This window comes from Rathayibacter sp. AY1H2, assembly GCF_002931985.1.
Lineage (GTDB): Bacteria > Actinomycetota > Actinomycetes > Actinomycetales > Microbacteriaceae > Rathayibacter.
Genome location: NZ_PSUV01000011.1, coordinates 1 through 15,348, shown reverse-complemented (window position 1 = coordinate 15,348; position 15,348 = coordinate 1). Strand labels below are relative to the sequence as shown.

The following is a 15,348-nucleotide window of genomic DNA, read 5'->3' as shown; positions in this document are numbered from 1 at the left end:
GGTCAGGATGGACGCATGCCCGCATCCCCCCGTTCCTTCCCGTATCCCCTCGGCGTCTCCCTCCGCGGCGACGCCGGCGCCGACGTCGCCGTCTACTCCGAGACCGCGGACAGCGTCGAGGTCTGCCTCTTCGACGAGTCCGGAGCAGAGACCCGCGTCGCCCTCACCGAGCGGACCGGCCACGTCTTCCACGGCCTCGTCCCCGAGATGGGCATCGGCACCCGCTACGGACTGCGCGTCGACGGCCCCTGGGACCCCGCCAACGGCCTCCGCCACAACGCCGCCAAGCTCCTCCTCGACCCGCACGCCACCGCGATCGAGGGCTCGTACACCTGGTCCGAGGACGTCTTCGGCCAGTTCTACGAGGACGCCGACACCCGCAACGACGCCGACTCCGCGCACGCGGTCCCCCGCTGCGTCGTCACCGATCCCGACTCCTTCGACTGGAGCGGCGACACCGCGCCGCGCATCCCGCTCGAGGAGACCGTCGTCTACGAGGTGCACGTGAAGGGCTTCACGAAGCTGCACCCCGACGTGCCCGAGGACATCCGCGGCACCTACCGCGGCCTCGCGCACCCCGCCGCGATCAAGCACTTCACCGACCTGGGCGTGACCTCGGTCGAGCTGCTCCCCGTGCACCAGTTCGTGCAGGACTCGCACCTCGAGGAGAAGGGCCTGCGCAACTACTGGGGCTACAACTCCCTCGGCTTCTTCGCGCCGCACAACGAGTACTCGCACGCCGGGGACGACGGCTCGCAGGTCGACGAGTTCAAGGCCATGGTCAAGGCGTTCCACGAGGCCGGCCTCGAGGTCATCCTCGACGTGGTCTACAACCACACCGCCGAGGGCAACGACAAGGGCCCCACCCTCTCGTTCAAGGGCATCGACAACGGCTCCTACTATCGACTGGTGGAGGAGGACCGCGCGAACTACTTCGACACCACCGGCACCGGCAACAGCCTCAACGTCGCGCACCCGGCCGCGCTCGGCCTGATCATGGACTCGCTGCGCTACTGGGTGACCGAGATGCACATCGACGGCTTCCGCTTCGACCTCGCCACCACCCTCACCCGCCAGACCGGTGAGGCCGAGGTGCACAGCGCCTTCCTCGACCTGATCGCGCAGGACCCGGTGCTCGCGCCCGTCAAGATGATCGCCGAGCCGTGGGACACCGCCGGCTACCAGGTCGGCGGCTTCCCCGCGGACTGGTCGGAGTGGAACGGGAAGTTCCGCGACGACGTGCGCGACTTCTGGAACGGCGCCGACTCGGTGCTCGGCACGACCGCGCAGCGCGTCCTCGGCTCCCCCGACGTGTACGAGGCCGACCGCCGCTCGCCGGTCTCCAGCATCAACTTCGTCACCGCGCACGACGGCTTCACCCTCGCCGACCTCACCGCCTACTCGCGCAAGCACAACGCGGCCAACGGCGAGGACAACAACGACGGCGAGAGCGACAACCGCTCCTCCAACAACGGCGCCGAGGGCCCGACCGAGAACGAGGCGGTCAACGAGCGCCGCGACCGCATGCGCCGCAACTTCCTCGCGACGCTGCTGCTCTCGGCCGGCGTGCCGATGATCCTGGGCGGCGACGAGATCGCCCGCACCCAGGGCGGCAACAACAACGCCTACTGCCAGGACGACGAGATCTCGTGGTTCGACTGGGAGAACGCGGACCGCGAGCTGCTCGCCTTCACCCAGGAGCTGATCGCCCTCCGCGCCGCGGAGCCGGCGCTGCGCCCGAAGTGGTTCCGCCGCGCCCCCGGCGACGGCGGCCCCGACACGGTCGACATCCTCCGCTCCGACGCGCAGGGCTTCGCCGACGAGGACTGGGACAACCCCGACGCCCGCTCGATCACCTTCGTGTTCGAGCACGAGGGCAGCGCGAGCTTCGCCCTGCTGCTGAACGCGGCGGAGAACGGCGTCGAGTTCACCGTTCCCGAGGCGCCCGGCGCCGAGTGGACGCTGGCCGCCTCGAGCGACCCGGAGCAGGTCGTCGAGGGCGAGGTCACCACGCTGATCGTGCGCGACGGCTCGTTCACGCTGCTGCGCTCGGCCTCCTGATGACCGGCCGGACCCCGCGGCTCCTCCGCTTCGGCGGGCGCATCGCGGGGTTCGGCACGTCCTCGGGCACGAGGATCGTGCTGGGCCTCTGGGAGGACACCCCCTTCGGCCCGTTCGCCGACGCGATGGTCGAGGACGGCGACGGCCACCGCCTCCTGATCGCACCGACCCGCGAGGTCGCGGACTTCATCGGGTCGACGTACGCGTTCGACGAGGTGCGGATCGCGCCGGTGTCGTGGCGGAGGATCGCGGGCGGCCTGTCCGTCTCGGCCGGACCGCTCGCGGTGCGACTGGAGCTCGGCGGTCTCACTGCGCTCGGCCGGCTGCTGCGGATCGTTCCGCGACCGCTCGCCGAGCACCCGGCATGGCTGACCGCGATCTCGCCGGTCGCTTCCCTGCTCGTCCGCGGGGTCAGTACGGCCGGGTCGGCCGGGCACGGACGCCGCGAGTACTACGGCGTGCGGGCGATCCGCCGCGTCGAGGGCGTCCACGCGGTGCTGGCGGAGGAGGACCTCGGCCCGTTGCGCCCGCTCTCGCCGCCCGTGCGGTTCGGCTTCTCGTCGGCGCCCGCCGCTCCGGCGATCGTCGACGTCACCACCACCATCGCGCTCCCGCGCGAGGGGACCACCGCGCTCCGGCGCGACCGAGAGAGAGGAGCCGCCTCGTGAAGAAGGGCGACAAGATCAGCTGGAACACCTCGCAGGGCGAGACCCACGGCGAGCTGGTCGAGAAGAAGACGAAGGAGTTCCAGTTCGAGGGGCAGAAGTTCAACGCCTCGGACGACGAGCCCTACTGGATCGTGCAGAGCGACAAGACCGACGCGAAGGCCGCGCACAAGGAGTCGTCGCTGACGAAGAAGTGAGCGGGCGCAGGCCGAGCGGCTGCGGGCCGGGCTCCGGATCGACTCCGGGGCCCGGCCCGCGCCCGTCTCACGCGATGCGGATGAGCTTCTTGTTCACGAACTCCTCGAGGGCGGGGCGGCCCATCTCGCGGCCGGTGCCCGAGCGCTTCACGCCGCCGAAGGGCAGCTCGGCCGCGTCGCCGAGGACGAGGTTGATCCAGACCATGCCGGCGTCGATCCGGTCCGCCAGGCGCAGCGCCTGCTCCTGGTCGGTCGTGTAGAGGTAGGAGCCGAGGCCGTAGGGGGTGTCGTTCGCGAGGGCGATCGCCTCGTCCTCGTCGCGGACGCGGTAGAGCGCGGCGACGGGGCCGAAGAACTCCTCGCGGTAGGCGTCCATCTCGGGCGTGACGCCCTCGAGCACGGCGGGCGGGAAGAAGTTGCCGGTCACCTCGCCGCTGGCGCGGACGGTGGCCCCCTGCTCGCGCGCGGCCGCCAGCTGCGCCTCGAGGCGCTCCGTCGCGGCGGAGGAGGAGAGCGGGCCGAGGAGGGTGCCCTCCGCGAACGGATCGGCCGGCTGGGCGCGGGTGAACGCCTCCGTGAACTTCTCGGCGAACGCGTCGTACAGCTCGTCGATCACGATGAAGCGCTTCGCGGCGTTGCAGGACTGGCCGTTGTTGTCCAGGCGCGCGGCGACCGCGTCCTCGACCGCCTTGTCGAGGTCGTCGGTCGACAGGAGCACGAACGGGTCGGAGCCGCCGAGCTCGAGCACGACCTTCTTCAGGTGCCGGCCCGCGAGCTCCGCGACGGCCGCGCCGGCCCGCTCGGAACCGGTGACGGAGACACCCTGGACCCGGGGGTCGGCGATGACGGTCGCGGCCTGCTCGTTCGTGGCGTAGAGGTTCACGTAGACGCCGGCGGGCGCGCCCAGCTCCTCGGCCGCGGTATGGAAGATGTCGGCGATGGCGGCGGCCGACTCCGGGCACTGCGGCGCGTGCTTGAGCAGGATCGTGTTGCCCGCGACCACGTTCGGGCCGGCGAAGCGGGCCACCTGGTAGTAGGGGAAGTTCCACGGCATGATGCCCAGCAGCACGCCCAGCCCGGCGCGGCGGATCAGCGCGGAGCCGGTGCCCTCGGCGAGCTCGATCGGCTCGTCGGCGAGGAAGGCCTCGCCGTTCTCGGCGTAGTAGCGGTAGATGTCGGCGGCGAAGCCGACCTCGCCCTGCGCCTGGTCGAGCGGCTTGCCCATCTCGCGGACGATGATCGCCGCGAGCTCGTCGGCGCGCTCGACGTGCAGCTCTGCCACGCGGGCGATCAGCGCCGCGCGGGTCGCGACGGGCACGGTCCGCGACCAGGAGGAGTACGCGTCCTGCGCCGCGCCGATCGCCGCGGTCAGCTCGGCGTCGCCGAGGGTCGGGTACTCGCGGTGGGTCTCCCCCGTGGCCGGGTCGATCACGGCGTAGTGGGTGCTCATGCGGGCTGTGCTCCTTCGCGCTGGGGGGCCGGTGCGGTCGCGCCGTCCTCGTCGATGATCTCCTGTGCCAGGCGCCTGCCGACGCGGATGGCGCCGTCGACGTGCTGGTAGCCCTCGGCGGCGAGGTCGCTCGTGCCGAAGCGGAGCGGACCCACCGGCTCCAGCTGCAGCGCGCCGTACCGGGTCAGCCCGCCCAGGTCGAAGCTCGCGGCGTACGCGCCCTGCGTCCACTCCTCGGACGCCCAGTCGCTCTCGTAGTAGACGACCGGATCGAGTGCGGCCGGGCCGAAGTAGGCGGCGAGCGAGTCGAGGATCGCGGCCTTCCGCTCCGCCTCGTCGAGCGCGAGCACGCGGTCGGCCTTCTCGTCCGAGACGAAGCCGACCAGGGTGCCGCGCTCCTCCCCGTGGTTCGAGTTGTCGTAGGCCTCGTGCACGAGCGAGTGCGGGCTGAACGCGGTGCCGGAGAGGCCGTCGGCGCGCCAGAAGGGCGTGGCGTACGTGGCGTGCACCTTGATCACGAGGCCGAGCGACTGGTGCTGCAGGGCCTGCTGCCGCAGGCGCGGGAGCGGCGGGTCGAACGAGATGCGGCCGACGAGGTTCGGCGGCACGGCGACGATCGCGCGGCGGGCGCGGAGGACGACGCCGTCGGCGCGCACCTCGACCCCGTCGTCGCCGTGGCGGACGGAGCGGACCGGGTGCCCGAGCAGGACGCGCTCGGCGCCGAGGCGCTCGGCGAGCCGCTCCGGGACCTGCTGGAGGCCGCCGATCACGCGCTTGTCGAGGATGAAGTCGGCGTCGACCAGGTTGCTGAAGCTCCCCGCGCTCGCGGCCATGAGGAGCGCCTGGAGGAGGGAGAAGGCGTGCGCCGGCTTGGTGAGCATGGCGTCGGCGAGGAAGAGGGCGATGTTGGCCCGTGCCTCCTCGTCGTCGCTCTGCTGCTCCAGCCAGGCGGCGAAGGTGATGCGGTCGTAGTCGCGGGCGAGCGGGTGCGTCCACGGCGCCGCCGGATCCGTCTCGGCGACGAGGCGGTCGAGCACCTCGATCAGACGGGAGATCTCGGACTCGGTGCGCTCGCTCCCCGGGAAGATGTCGCCGGTGAAGCGGCGAGCGGAGCCGTCGGCGCCGATGTAGACGCTCTCGCCCTCGCGGTAGCGGGAGTAGGTGCCGAGGCCGAGCTCGTCGAGGGTCTCGAGGAGCGCCGTCTGGTCCGGCGAGACCCACTGGCCGCCGAGCTCGAGGAGCTGCCCGTCGACCACGCGGGTCTCGAGCCGCCCGCCCACGCGCTCGCGCGCCTCGACGACGACGACGTCGAGGCCGTGCTGCTGCAGCCGGAGCGCCGCGGTGAGTCCGGTGGCACCGGCTCCGATCACGACGACGTCGTGCTCGCTGGGGGACATGACTTCTCTTTCCGTCGGTGATCGCGGGAGTGGACGCGCGAATACGGATGATCCTGTCACAGAAGCGGAGGAGAACGTCAGTGAGTGCGCACGATGGAGGGTGGACTCGAAGCGCCCTCCACCGAACTACATAGGCATGCTATATTGTTTCTCGTGCCCGATCCCAGTGCCCCCGTGCGTCTCGCCTCCGCCGCCACCGCCCTCACGCGGTTCGCGGGCCGGGCGAGCGGCGCGACCGGGCTCGGCGCGCAGTCCGGAGCCGTCTGGTCGACGCTCGCCGAGCTGCGCACCGCCTCCCCCTCCCGCCTCGGCGAGCTCGCCGAGCGGGTCCGCGTCACCCAGCCGACGATGACCGGCATCATCGCCCGGCTCGACGAGGCCGGCTGGATCCGCCGCGTCCACGACGCCGGCGACGGCCGCGCCTGGCTCATCGAGGGCACTCCCGCCGGCTTCGACGCCCTCGCCGAGCACCGGCTCCGCCTCGAGGCCGCTCTCGCCCCGCTGTTCGAGGACCTCGACGAGGACGACCGCCTCGCCCTCGAGCGCGCCGCGACCCTCGTCGAGGCCCGCGTCGCCCGGATCGCCGGCACCCCCGTCCCCTCTTCCCCCGAGAAAGGCTCCACGCCGTGACCACCTCCCCCCACTCGCCCGCCCAGGGCTCGATCCTGAAGCAGCCGCTGGCCGTCTGGGCCGTCGCCTTCGCCGCGGTGATCGCCTTCATGGGGATCGGCCTGGTCGACCCGATCCTCCCGGCCATCGCCGAGAGCCTGCAGGCGACTCCGACCGAGACCTCCCTGCTCTTCACGAGCTACCTCGTCATCACCGGCGTCGTGATGTTCTTCACCAGCTGGCTCTCCAGCCGCATCGGCGCCAAGAAGACCCTCATGATCGGCCTGGTGCTGATCGTGGTGTTCGCCGCGCTCGCCGGCACGGCGGGCAGCGTCGAGGGCGTCATCGGCTTCCGCGCGGGCTGGGGCTTCGGCAACGCGCTGTTCATCTCGACCGCGCTGTCGACCATCGTCGGCGCGGCGAGCGGAGGCTCCTCCGCGGCGATCGTGCTCTACGAGGCCGCGCTGGGCATCGGCATCGCCATCGGCCCGCTGCTCGGCGGGCTCCTCGGCAGCGTCTCGTGGCGCGGTCCGTTCTTCGGGACCGCCGTGCTGATGGCCATCGGCTTCATCGCCATCGCGACGCTCCTGCGCGAGGACGGCCCCAAGCCCGCTCCGACTCCGCTCTCGGCGCCCTTCGCGGCCCTCAAGGTCCCGGCCATCCGCACGCTGGCGGGCGCCGCCCTGTTCTACAACATCGGCTTCTTCGTGCTGCTCGCCTACACGCCCTACCCGCTCGGGCTGGACGAGATGGGCCTCGGCTTCACGTTCTTCGGCTGGGGCCTGGGCGTGGCGGTCACCTCCGTGTTCGTCGCTCCGCTGCTCACCCGGCGCCTCCCGCGCACCGTCGTGCTGCGCTCGGTGCTGCTGCTGCTCGCGCTCGACCTGATCGCCGGCGGCCTCGTGATCTCGTCGCGCGTCGGCCTGATCGTCTGCATCATCGTCGGCGGCCTGCTGCTCGGAGTCGTCAACACGGTGCTCACCGAGTGCGTGATGGAGGCGACCGACCTGCCCCGCTCCGTCGCCTCGTCCGCCTACTCCGGCGTCCGCTTCCTCGGCGGCGCGATCGCCCCGCCCGCCGCGTCCGCCCTGGCCGCCGCGATCTCGCCGGCCTTCCCGATGTACGCCGCGGCCGGAGCGGTCGCCGTCGCCGCGCTGATCGTGCTGCTCGGACGCCGCACCCTGGCCCGCGCCGACGCCCACGAGCCCGAGCTCGAGCTCGTCGAGGCGCAGGCGATCACGCTCGGCGAGTGACGCGCCCGGCGGGCTTCAGGGGCCCGCCGAGGCGTCACGAACGGTCGTCATCCGGGCAGGATGACGACCGTTCGTGACGCCTGGACGCGGTCGAGCGGGAGGGGCGCAGGATCCGACCTGTGGAGAACCGGTTCACGAGGATCGGGAGGCGGGACAGTGGCCGGATGCACGATCCCTCGCCCCTTCCGATCGGACTCCGCGGCCGCGCCTTCACCGTCGCTGACGCTCGCGCGAGCGGACTGAGCCGCGGGCGGCTCCGCAGCTCCGACCTCCACCGGCCCTTCCACGGGGTCCGCACCGCCGACCCCGACCCCGACCTGCGCCTGCGCGCGCAGGCGCTCCTCGCGCTGGTCGGTCCGGAGGCTCTCCTGAGCCACGTGACGGCGGCGCGGCTCTGGCCGCTCGACCTCCCGCCCGCCGCTGCGGACGAGCCGGTGCACGTCAGCGTCCGCCGGCCGGGACGCGCTCCCCGGCACCGGAACGTCGTCGGCCACGCCCTCGCCGATCCCGACGTCCGCCGTGTCCTCCGCCGCGGACTCCCCCTCACCGATCCGGCCTCGCTCTTCTGCCATCTCTCCGCGCTCCTCGAGCCGGACGACCTCGTCGCGGTGGGCGACGCGCTGGTGCGCACGCCGGTCGTCGGCGATCCGGCGGATCAACGGCCCTGGGTGCCGCTGCCCGACCTGCGGGAGCGCGTGTCGGCCTTCCGCGGTCGGGGCTCGGTGCGACTCCGCGCCGCGCTCGCTCTGGTGCGCGACGGGGCGGAGTCGCGGCAGGAGTCGCGGTTCCGGCTCGCGTCCATGCGGGCGGGGCTCCCGGAGCCGGTGCTGCAGGAGCCGCTGTTCGACTCCGACGGGGTCTTCGTCGGGCGGCCGGACGGCTGGTACCCCGCGGAGCGGGTCGCGTGGGAGTACGAGGGCGACGATCACCGCACCAGCAACCGGCGCTTCGCGCGCGACCTCGGCCGCTACGACGACCTCGCCTCGATCGGCGTCCGCGTCGTCCGCATCGTCGGCGCCGAGTTCGTCCCCCACCCCGAGCGCTCCGTCGAGCGCCTGCGACGAGCACTCGCGGAACGATCCCCGCATCGACGACCGCCGAGGGGTCGCGAACGGTCGTCATCCGGGCAGGGTGACGACCGTTCGTGACGCCTCACGGGAGGGCGCGCGCTCAGGAGTCAGGGCGCGACCTCGAAGAGGCGCGGGCGCAGCGCGGACGTGCGCGGGTCGGCGGCGCAGGCGGCGAGCGCCGCCGCGAGGACGCCGCGGGCCGGGTGCGGCTCGCGGACGTACACGTCGACGCCGGCTGGCGTGAACGGCGTCCGGGCGAAGCGGGTGAGCGCCCAGCCCGCCTCGTCGTCGGCGGCCACGAACGACCAGCGGCTGCGGGCGAGGAGGGTCAGCGGCTCGACGCCGCGCCAGCGGAAGCCGGACGGATCGTGCGGGTCGGGGGTGTCGATCCCGACCACGTAGTGCGAGCGCGTGCGGCCGCGCCAGCTGACGACGTCGCCGATCCCGCCGGTCGGGAGCGGCGCGTACGTGATCGCCACCCCCGACCGCGAGCGCCAGAGCGGCAGCGAGGAGCCCCGGACGAACCAGGTGCCGCTCGCGAGCGCCCGGGCGTCGATCATCGGAGGGCGTGCTTGATGTTGGTGCGGGCCAGCGCGACGGCCTCGCCCGCTCCTCCGTTCATCACGATCTTCGAGACCGCCAGCGCGAAGCCCTTCACCTGCGCGCCCGTGATCGTGGGCGGGAGCGAGAGGGCGAGCGGATCCGTCACCACGTCGACGAGGACCGGGCCGCCGTCGGCGAGCGCCGAGCGGAGGGCCTCCTCCACGTCTCGCGGGTCCTCGACGCGGATTCCGCGGATTCCTATCGCCTCCGCCACCTTCGCGTAGTCGACCATCGGCACGTCGACGGCGAAGTCCGGGAAGCCGTCGACCAGCATCTCGACCTTCACCAGCCCGAGCGTGGAGTTGTTGAACACGACGATCGTCACGGGCAGCCGGTAGGCGGCGACCGTGACCAGCTCGCCCATCAGCATCGAGAGCCCGCCGTCGCCGCTCAGCGAGACGACCTGGCGCCCCGGGTGCGAGAGCTGCGCGCCGACCGCCTGCGGCAGCGCGTTCGCCATCGAGCCGTGCATGTACGAGCCGAGCAGGCGCCGCTTCCCGTTGGGGGTGATGTAGCGGGCCTGCCAGACGTTGCCCATGCCGGTGTCGGCGGTGACGATCGCGTCCTCGGAGAGCAGGCCGTCGAGCGAGGAGGCGACGAGCTCGGGGTGGATCGGGCTGCGCGTGCCGACCTCGGTGTACTTCCCGACGACTCCGGTGACCAGCTTCTCGTGCTTCTTCAGCGTCTTGTCGAGGAAGCGGTGGTCCTTCCGCTGCACGAGCGGGGTCAGCGCGGTGAGGGTCGCCGCCACGTCGCCGTGGACGGGGTGCGCGACGCTGACGCGGCGACCGAGCTTCGAGGCGTCGCTGTCGACCTGCGCGATCACGACCTTCGAGGCGTCGGGGAGGAACTGCTCGTAGGGGAAGTCGGTGCCGAGGAGGAGGAGCAGGTCGGCGTCGTGCATGCCGGCGTGCGCCGCTCCGTAGCCGAGGAGGCCCGTCATGCCGACGTCGTAGGGGTTGTCGTACTGGATCCACTCCTTGCCGCGCAGGCTGTGCCCGACGGGCGCGCCCACCAGCTCGGCGAAGGCGACGACCTCGTCGTGCGCGTTCTGCACTCCGGCGCCCGCGAAGATCGCGACGGTCCGCGCCTGGTCGATCGCGGCCGCGAGGGCGCGGACGTCGGCGTCGGCGGGGACCAGGACGGGCGTCGACGGCAGCACGAACGCGGGGAAGCCGTCCACCGCTTCCAGCTCGGCGATGTCGCCGGGGAGGGTGACCACGGCGACTCCGCGGAGCGCCACCGCGCTGCGCATCGCGGCGTTGACGACCCGCGGGGCCTGGGCGGCGGTCGAGATCAGCTCGCGGTAGTTCGAGCACTCGACGAAGAGCCTGTCCGGGTGCGTCTCCTGGAAGTAGGACGAGCCGATCTCGTTGCTCGGGATGTGGCTCGCGATGGCGAGCACCGGGGCGGAGGAGCGGTGCGCGTCGTAGAGGCCGTTGATCAGGTGCAGGTTGCCGGGGCCGCAGCTGCCGGCGCAGACGGCGAGGCGCCCGGTGAGCTGCGCCTCCGCGCCGGCGGCGAAGGCGGCCGCCTCCTCGTTGCGCACGTGGATCCAGTCGATGCCTCCCTTCTCGGAGCCGCCGCTGCGGCGCACCGCGTCGACGATCGGATTCAGCGAGTCCCCGACGATCCCGTAGATGCGGGAGACGCCGGCGTCGATGAGCTGAGCGATGAGCTGGTCTGCGACCGTCTTCTGAGCCATGACCCCATTCGACCGGACGGGGCTGAGCGTCCGCTACTCCGGAAAGTGGAGATCCGGATCGAGTGCATCCCCCTCGGGACGGATGCCCTGCACCTCTAGCCTGGGAGTCGTCACAGGAACACCTCCGTACCGCTGATCCCGGGAGTCGCCATGAACCGCCGCAGAACCGCCCTCGTCCTGGCCGCCGGCGCGGCCCTCGCCCTCGGCCTGACCGGCTGCTCGGGCCTGAACGGCCTGATGGGAGGCGAGACCCGCGACGACGAGACCGGGGAGATCACCGAGGGCGGGACGACCGACGTCTTCCAGCTGCGCGTGGGCGACTGCCTGAACGGCGAGCTCAGCGAGGAGGCGACCGAGGTCACCGACGTGCCGACCGTGCCCTGCACCGACCCGCACGTCTACGAGGTGTTCCAGAACCTGACGATGGCCGACGCCGACGAGTACCCGGGCGAGTCCGTCGCGACGGAGCAGGCCGAGACCGACTGCGTCACGGCGTTCGAATCGTTCACCGGGATCGGCTACCAGGACTCGGCGTACGACTTCAGCTACTACTACCCGACCGCCGAGAGCTGGGGCACGGGCGACCGGACGATCAACTGCATGATCACCGACCCGAACGGGCCGAGCACGGGCACGCTGGCGGGCGTCGCGGCCTGATCGCGATCTCCGCGCGCGGCGGTGCCGGTCCCGCCGAGCGCTCCGCGCGCGGCCCGGGTCAGTCGCGGTCGCGCGCGGGGAACAGCCGCAGCAGCAGGCCGGAGCCGATCCAGACGACGGCGATCCCCGCGACGAGCCAGGAGGCTCCGAGGCCGGCCGCCGCTCCCGCCAGCACGGCGCCGACGGCCGCGGCGGCGGAGCGCAGCCCCGCGCCGATCGTGAACACCTGCGAGCGGACGGTGGCGGGGCTCTCCTCGTCGCGCAGCAGCAGCATCGCCGCGTTCGAGGGGGCCGTGAAGACGCCCGCGACCGCGAAGGCGGCGATCGCCACGACGACGCCCAGGTCGGGAACGGCGACCAGGAGGACGGCGCCGGTCGCGATGTAGGCGGCGCCCATGGTCCACGCCGGCGGACGGCGGGTCCAGCGGCGGGCCGCCACGGCGAGGGCGCCGAGCAGGCCGCCCACGGCGAAGGCGGTCAGGATCCACGCGGCGGCGTCGGTGCTGCCCAGCCGCTCCACAGAGAGGCTGATCGCCGCGACTCCCGCCGCTCCGCCCGCGACCTGGCTGAGGGTGCCCGCCGAGGTGACCACCGCGATCGGACGGTGCCGCACGAGGTGGGTGACGCCCGCGACGATCGTCCGCAGCACGCCGACGGTCGGCGCCGGACGGGCCTCCATGGCGAGGCCGAGCGACCCGACGACGCCGATGAGGGCGAGGACCGCCATGGCGAGCATCGCGGTCCGCGCTCCCCCGACTCCGACCGCGAGGCCCACGATCGCCGGCCCGCTGATCGAGGCGACCGTGTACGAGAGCGAGTCCTGCGCGTAGGCGCGGCGCGGCTCCGGGATGGCGCTCGTGACGAAGCTCGACATGCCGCCCATGTAGACGGGCGTCGCGAGCCCCGCGAGGAGCAGCAGCACCACGATGAGCGGCGTCGGCACCTCGCCGAGGAAGGCGGCGACCGCGAAGGCGACGGCGGTCGTGAGCGCGGCGCCGACCAGGAGCCGGCGGGGGCGGCGGACCCGGTCGAGCACCGTGCCGACGAGCGGCGCGGCGATCACGGCGGGGAAGAGCGCCGCTCCGGTCAGGGCGCCGCCGAGCGCGACGTCGCCGAGACGCTCGACGGCGAGGACGGGGAGGGCGACGACCATGCCGGCGCTGGCCAGGCGGAGGGGGATCGACGCGGCCTGGTAGCTGACCGCGCTCATGCGGGACCGGGGATCGACATCACCTCCGATGGTGCCACGGCTGCGGCGCCGGGTCGGCCGGGGAGGCAGGCCACCGGCCTCTGAGCGGCCTGCGGCGGCGCGCCCTAGGCGATCGGCGTCCGCGCCGCGAGCTCGGCCGCCGCCGCGACGCCCAGGCGCCAGGGCGCGCCGTGGCCGGGGAGGAGTGTCCGCGCCCCGGTCCCGGCGAGGACCCGCAGCGAGTCGAGGGACTGCGCCGTGTCGGCGGTGGCGGCGCGCGCGACCAGGTGCGGGCCGGTGCGCGCGGAGTAGGGGTCGAGCGTGACCAGCGCGTCTCCGCCGATCACCGCGTCGCGCTCGGGCAGGTGCAGCGAGACGTGCCCGTCGGTGTGCCCCGGAGTCGCGAGCACGCGGGGCGATCCGGGCACGTCGAGCACCAGTCCGGCGGTCAGCGGCAGCGTCCCGTGCACGGGCGGCACCGCGAGCGCCCCGGCACGGGCCATCGCGCCGAGCACCGGGATCGCGGAGGGGTGCAGCAGCGGGTACACGAACGGGGTGCGCTGGCGGCGGTAGGAGTAGGGCTGCGCGGCGAGCGGCTGGTCGGCCGCGTGCAGGTGCACGGGGACGCCCCGCCGGACGAGGCTGCGGGCGACGCCGAGGTGGTCGAAGTGCGCGTGGGTCAGCACGAGGGCGTCGATGTCGCCGAGCGAGCGGCCGAGCACCTCCAGCGCGCGGACCAGGTGCGGCCACGTCCTCGGGAGTCCGGCGTCGACGACGGTCAGCCGGCCCGCCTCCTCGATCAGGTAGAGGTTCGTCCAGGCGTGCTCGAGCCGGTGCACCCCGGGTGCGACGTCCCGGTGCAGGCTCGCGCCGCCCCCTCGCCGCTGCTGCCGGTGCTGCTGATCCCGCTGCTGCTGCTGCTCCATCGTGCTCCCGCCCCTCCGGGCCCGCGCCCGATCGCGACGACGCTACGAGCGTCTGCGACGGATCGGACAGGGCGTTGACGGCGGGGGTCCGCGTCGTGCAGGGCTCAGCGGCGCCGCCCGCGAAGGGCGAGCTGCACCGCCGCGAGCAGGAGGAGGACCGCGAAGAGGATCCCGGACACGCGCGCCGGCAGGAGGAAGGAGAGCGCCACTCCGGCGAAGGAGAACGCCGTGGCGGTGAGCCCGACCACGAGGCCCGCGCGCACGTCGAGCAGGCCGCGCCGGGCGTTCGCGATCGAGCCGGTGACCGCCGTGGGGATCATCGCGGCGAGCGAGGTGCCCTTGGCCAGGAGGTCCGCGAGCCCGAAGGCGCCGACCAGGACCGGCACGGCGATCGCTCCGCCGCCGATGCCGAAGAGGCCGGAGGCGACGCCCATCCCGATGCCGAGCCCCGCGAATCCGGGCCACACGCCCCAGCCCTCGGCGACGTCGCCGGTGTCGTTCGAGCCGAACACGGCCATCCGCACCGCCGCGGCCACGAGCAGCGCCACGAACATCCAGCGCAGCACCCCCAGAGGCAGCCGCGCGAGCAGCCAGGATCCGGCCACCGCCCCGAGCATCGCCGCAGCCGCGATCACCGCCGCCGGGACCCAGGCGACCTGGCCGGCGAGGGCGTAGCCGAACGCTCCGGCGACCGAGGTCGGAGCGATCGCGAGCAGCGAGGTGGCGGAGGCGCGGCGCTGGTCCATCCCGGCCCACGCGATCAGCATCGGCACCATCACGATCCCGCCGCCGACGCCGAACGCGCCCGACAGGGTCCCGCCGACCGCTCCGATCAGGGCCAGGACGAGCAGGGCGCGCGGGCGCATGCGCGCGGCCGTCCGATCGGGGAGGGGCGCCTGCGGGGCGGTCGCGTCGGTCACGGCTCCATGCCACCACAGCACCGGGCCGAGGGCGAATCGACGGGCGTCGACCGCGTTCCTGAGAGGACCGGCCCGGCCCGGCCCTCCTCTCTGGCAGTTGCCTGGGCGGGCCGGATCCGACCGTGACGTTCGGCGTCGACGGAGCGTCCTACCTGCATACCCCGCCTGATCGAGCGATCGGGCCCCGAGCGAAAGAGGAGACCATGGCCGAGACCACCGCGACCACCACCCGTCAGACCAGCACCGGATCCGGACGCACCGTGATCGAGGACGGCGTCATCGCCAAGGTCGCCGGCATCGCCGCGCGCGAGGTCCCGGGCGTCCACGCCCTCGGCGGAGGAGCGGCCCGAGCGATCGGCGCCATCCGCAGTGCGATCGGCAACGACGACCGCGGCCAGGGCGTCAAGGTCGAGGTCGGCGAGCGCCAGGTCGCCGCCGACATCACCATCGTCGCCGAGTACCCCGCGCCGCTGCAGAAGGTCGCCGAGGACGTGCGCTCCGCCGTCGCCGACGCCATCCAGCACATCGCAGGCATGGAGGTCGCCGAGATCAACGTGACCGTCCAGGACGTCCACATCCCTGAGGACGACACCCAGGAGTCCGACCCGCGCGTCGTCTGACCCGTTCCCCCGCACCGACGCCCCGG

At 73.2% G+C, this 15,348-nt stretch carries 15 protein-coding genes; 8 read left to right on the top strand and 7 right to left on the bottom strand.

The genetic code is table 11. From position 1 onward, the window contains the following. Positions 1-15 precede the first annotated feature (15 nt). Genes glgX through C5C29_RS09395 form a run of 3 tightly spaced genes read left to right on the top strand, consistent with a single transcriptional unit; the run spans position 16 to position 2,923 of the window. The gene (glgX, locus tag C5C29_RS09405) at positions 16-2,061 is read left to right on the top strand and encodes a glycogen debranching protein GlgX (RefSeq protein WP_104308329.1); all 2,046 of its coding nucleotides are present in this window, start codon (positions 16-18) and stop codon (positions 2,059-2,061) included. Beyond that, on the top strand, positions 2,061-2,729 hold the full coding sequence (locus tag C5C29_RS09400; RefSeq protein ID WP_104308328.1) for a hypothetical protein: 669 nt from the start codon (positions 2,061-2,063) through the stop codon (positions 2,727-2,729). Before glgX ends, C5C29_RS09400 begins: the two co-directional genes overlap by 1 nt. Further along, positions 2,726-2,923, top strand: a complete 198-nt coding sequence (locus C5C29_RS09395; protein ID WP_056866275.1) for a DUF2945 domain-containing protein — start codon at positions 2,726-2,728, stop codon at positions 2,921-2,923. The genes C5C29_RS09400 and C5C29_RS09395 overlap by 4 nt, the downstream gene beginning before the upstream one ends. 67 nt (positions 2,924-2,990) lie before the next feature. On the opposite strand, the gene C5C29_RS09390 is transcribed toward C5C29_RS09395, so the two are convergent. Together C5C29_RS09390 and C5C29_RS09385 are read right to left on the bottom strand one after the other, a co-directional pair. Further along, positions 2,991-4,373, bottom strand: a complete 1,383-nt coding sequence (locus C5C29_RS09390) for an NAD-dependent succinate-semialdehyde dehydrogenase (RefSeq protein WP_104308327.1) — start codon at positions 4,371-4,373, stop codon at positions 2,991-2,993. After that, positions 4,370-5,770, bottom strand: coding sequence for an NAD(P)/FAD-dependent oxidoreductase (locus C5C29_RS09385; RefSeq protein WP_104308326.1), 1,401 nt, complete (start codon positions 5,768-5,770; stop codon positions 4,370-4,372). Before C5C29_RS09385 ends, C5C29_RS09390 begins: the two co-directional genes overlap by 4 nt. Before the next feature lie 153 nt (positions 5,771-5,923). Here C5C29_RS09385 and C5C29_RS09380 point away from each other — a divergent pair, with 153 nt between their 5' ends. The 3 genes from C5C29_RS09380 (at position 5,924) to C5C29_RS09370 (ending at position 8,780) form a co-directional block, all read left to right on the top strand. Further along, on the top strand, positions 5,924-6,400 hold the full coding sequence (locus C5C29_RS09380) for a MarR family winged helix-turn-helix transcriptional regulator (RefSeq protein ID WP_146084654.1): 477 nt from the start codon (positions 5,924-5,926) through the stop codon (positions 6,398-6,400). Further along, a complete protein-coding gene (locus C5C29_RS09375; RefSeq protein ID WP_104308324.1) occupies positions 6,397-7,632 on the top strand; it encodes an MFS transporter in 1,236 nt (411 codons plus the stop codon). The genes C5C29_RS09380 and C5C29_RS09375 overlap by 4 nt, the downstream gene beginning before the upstream one ends. A 164-nt stretch (positions 7,633-7,796) precedes the next feature. Further along, positions 7,797-8,780, top strand: coding sequence for a hypothetical protein (locus C5C29_RS09370; protein ID WP_104308323.1), 984 nt, complete (start codon positions 7,797-7,799; stop codon positions 8,778-8,780). A gap of 29 nt (positions 8,781-8,809) precedes the next feature. Here C5C29_RS09370 and C5C29_RS09365 read toward each other — a convergent pair whose 3' ends face one another. Continuing rightward, on the bottom strand, positions 8,810-9,262 hold the full coding sequence (locus C5C29_RS09365; RefSeq protein WP_104226090.1) for a hypothetical protein: 453 nt from the start codon (positions 9,260-9,262) through the stop codon (positions 8,810-8,812). Then, complete coding sequence (locus tag C5C29_RS09360; RefSeq protein ID WP_104308322.1) at positions 9,259-11,010, bottom strand: pyruvate dehydrogenase; 1,752 nt, start codon at positions 11,008-11,010, stop codon at positions 9,259-9,261. The genes C5C29_RS09365 and C5C29_RS09360 overlap by 4 nt, the downstream gene beginning before the upstream one ends. A gap of 150 nt (positions 11,011-11,160) precedes the next feature. On the opposite strand from C5C29_RS09360, the gene C5C29_RS09355 reads away from it, so the two are divergent. Then, on the top strand, positions 11,161-11,667 hold the full coding sequence (locus C5C29_RS09355) for a septum formation family protein (RefSeq protein ID WP_104226088.1): 507 nt from the start codon (positions 11,161-11,163) through the stop codon (positions 11,665-11,667). Between the two features lie 58 nt (positions 11,668-11,725). Here C5C29_RS09355 and C5C29_RS09350 read toward each other — a convergent pair whose 3' ends face one another. The 3 genes from C5C29_RS09350 to C5C29_RS09340 all read right to left on the bottom strand — a co-directional run bounded on the left by C5C29_RS09350 (position 11,726) and on the right by C5C29_RS09340 (position 14,702). Next, complete coding sequence (locus C5C29_RS09350) at positions 11,726-12,877, bottom strand: MFS transporter (RefSeq protein ID WP_104308321.1); 1,152 nt, start codon at positions 12,875-12,877, stop codon at positions 11,726-11,728. Between the two features lie 104 nt (positions 12,878-12,981). Continuing rightward, a complete protein-coding gene (locus C5C29_RS09345) occupies positions 12,982-13,782 on the bottom strand; it encodes an MBL fold metallo-hydrolase (RefSeq protein WP_104308320.1) in 801 nt (266 codons plus the stop codon). A gap of 104 nt (positions 13,783-13,886) precedes the next feature. Further along, the gene (locus tag C5C29_RS09340; protein ID WP_104233037.1) at positions 13,887-14,702 is read right to left on the bottom strand and encodes a sulfite exporter TauE/SafE family protein; all 816 of its coding nucleotides are present in this window, start codon (positions 14,700-14,702) and stop codon (positions 13,887-13,889) included. Positions 14,703-14,905: 203 nt separating this feature from the next. On the opposite strand from C5C29_RS09340, the gene C5C29_RS09335 reads away from it, so the two are divergent. After that, entirely contained in the window at positions 14,906-15,322 is a 417-nt protein-coding gene (locus tag C5C29_RS09335; RefSeq protein ID WP_104225148.1) for an Asp23/Gls24 family envelope stress response protein, read from the top strand. Positions 15,323-15,348: the final 26 nt, after the last annotated feature.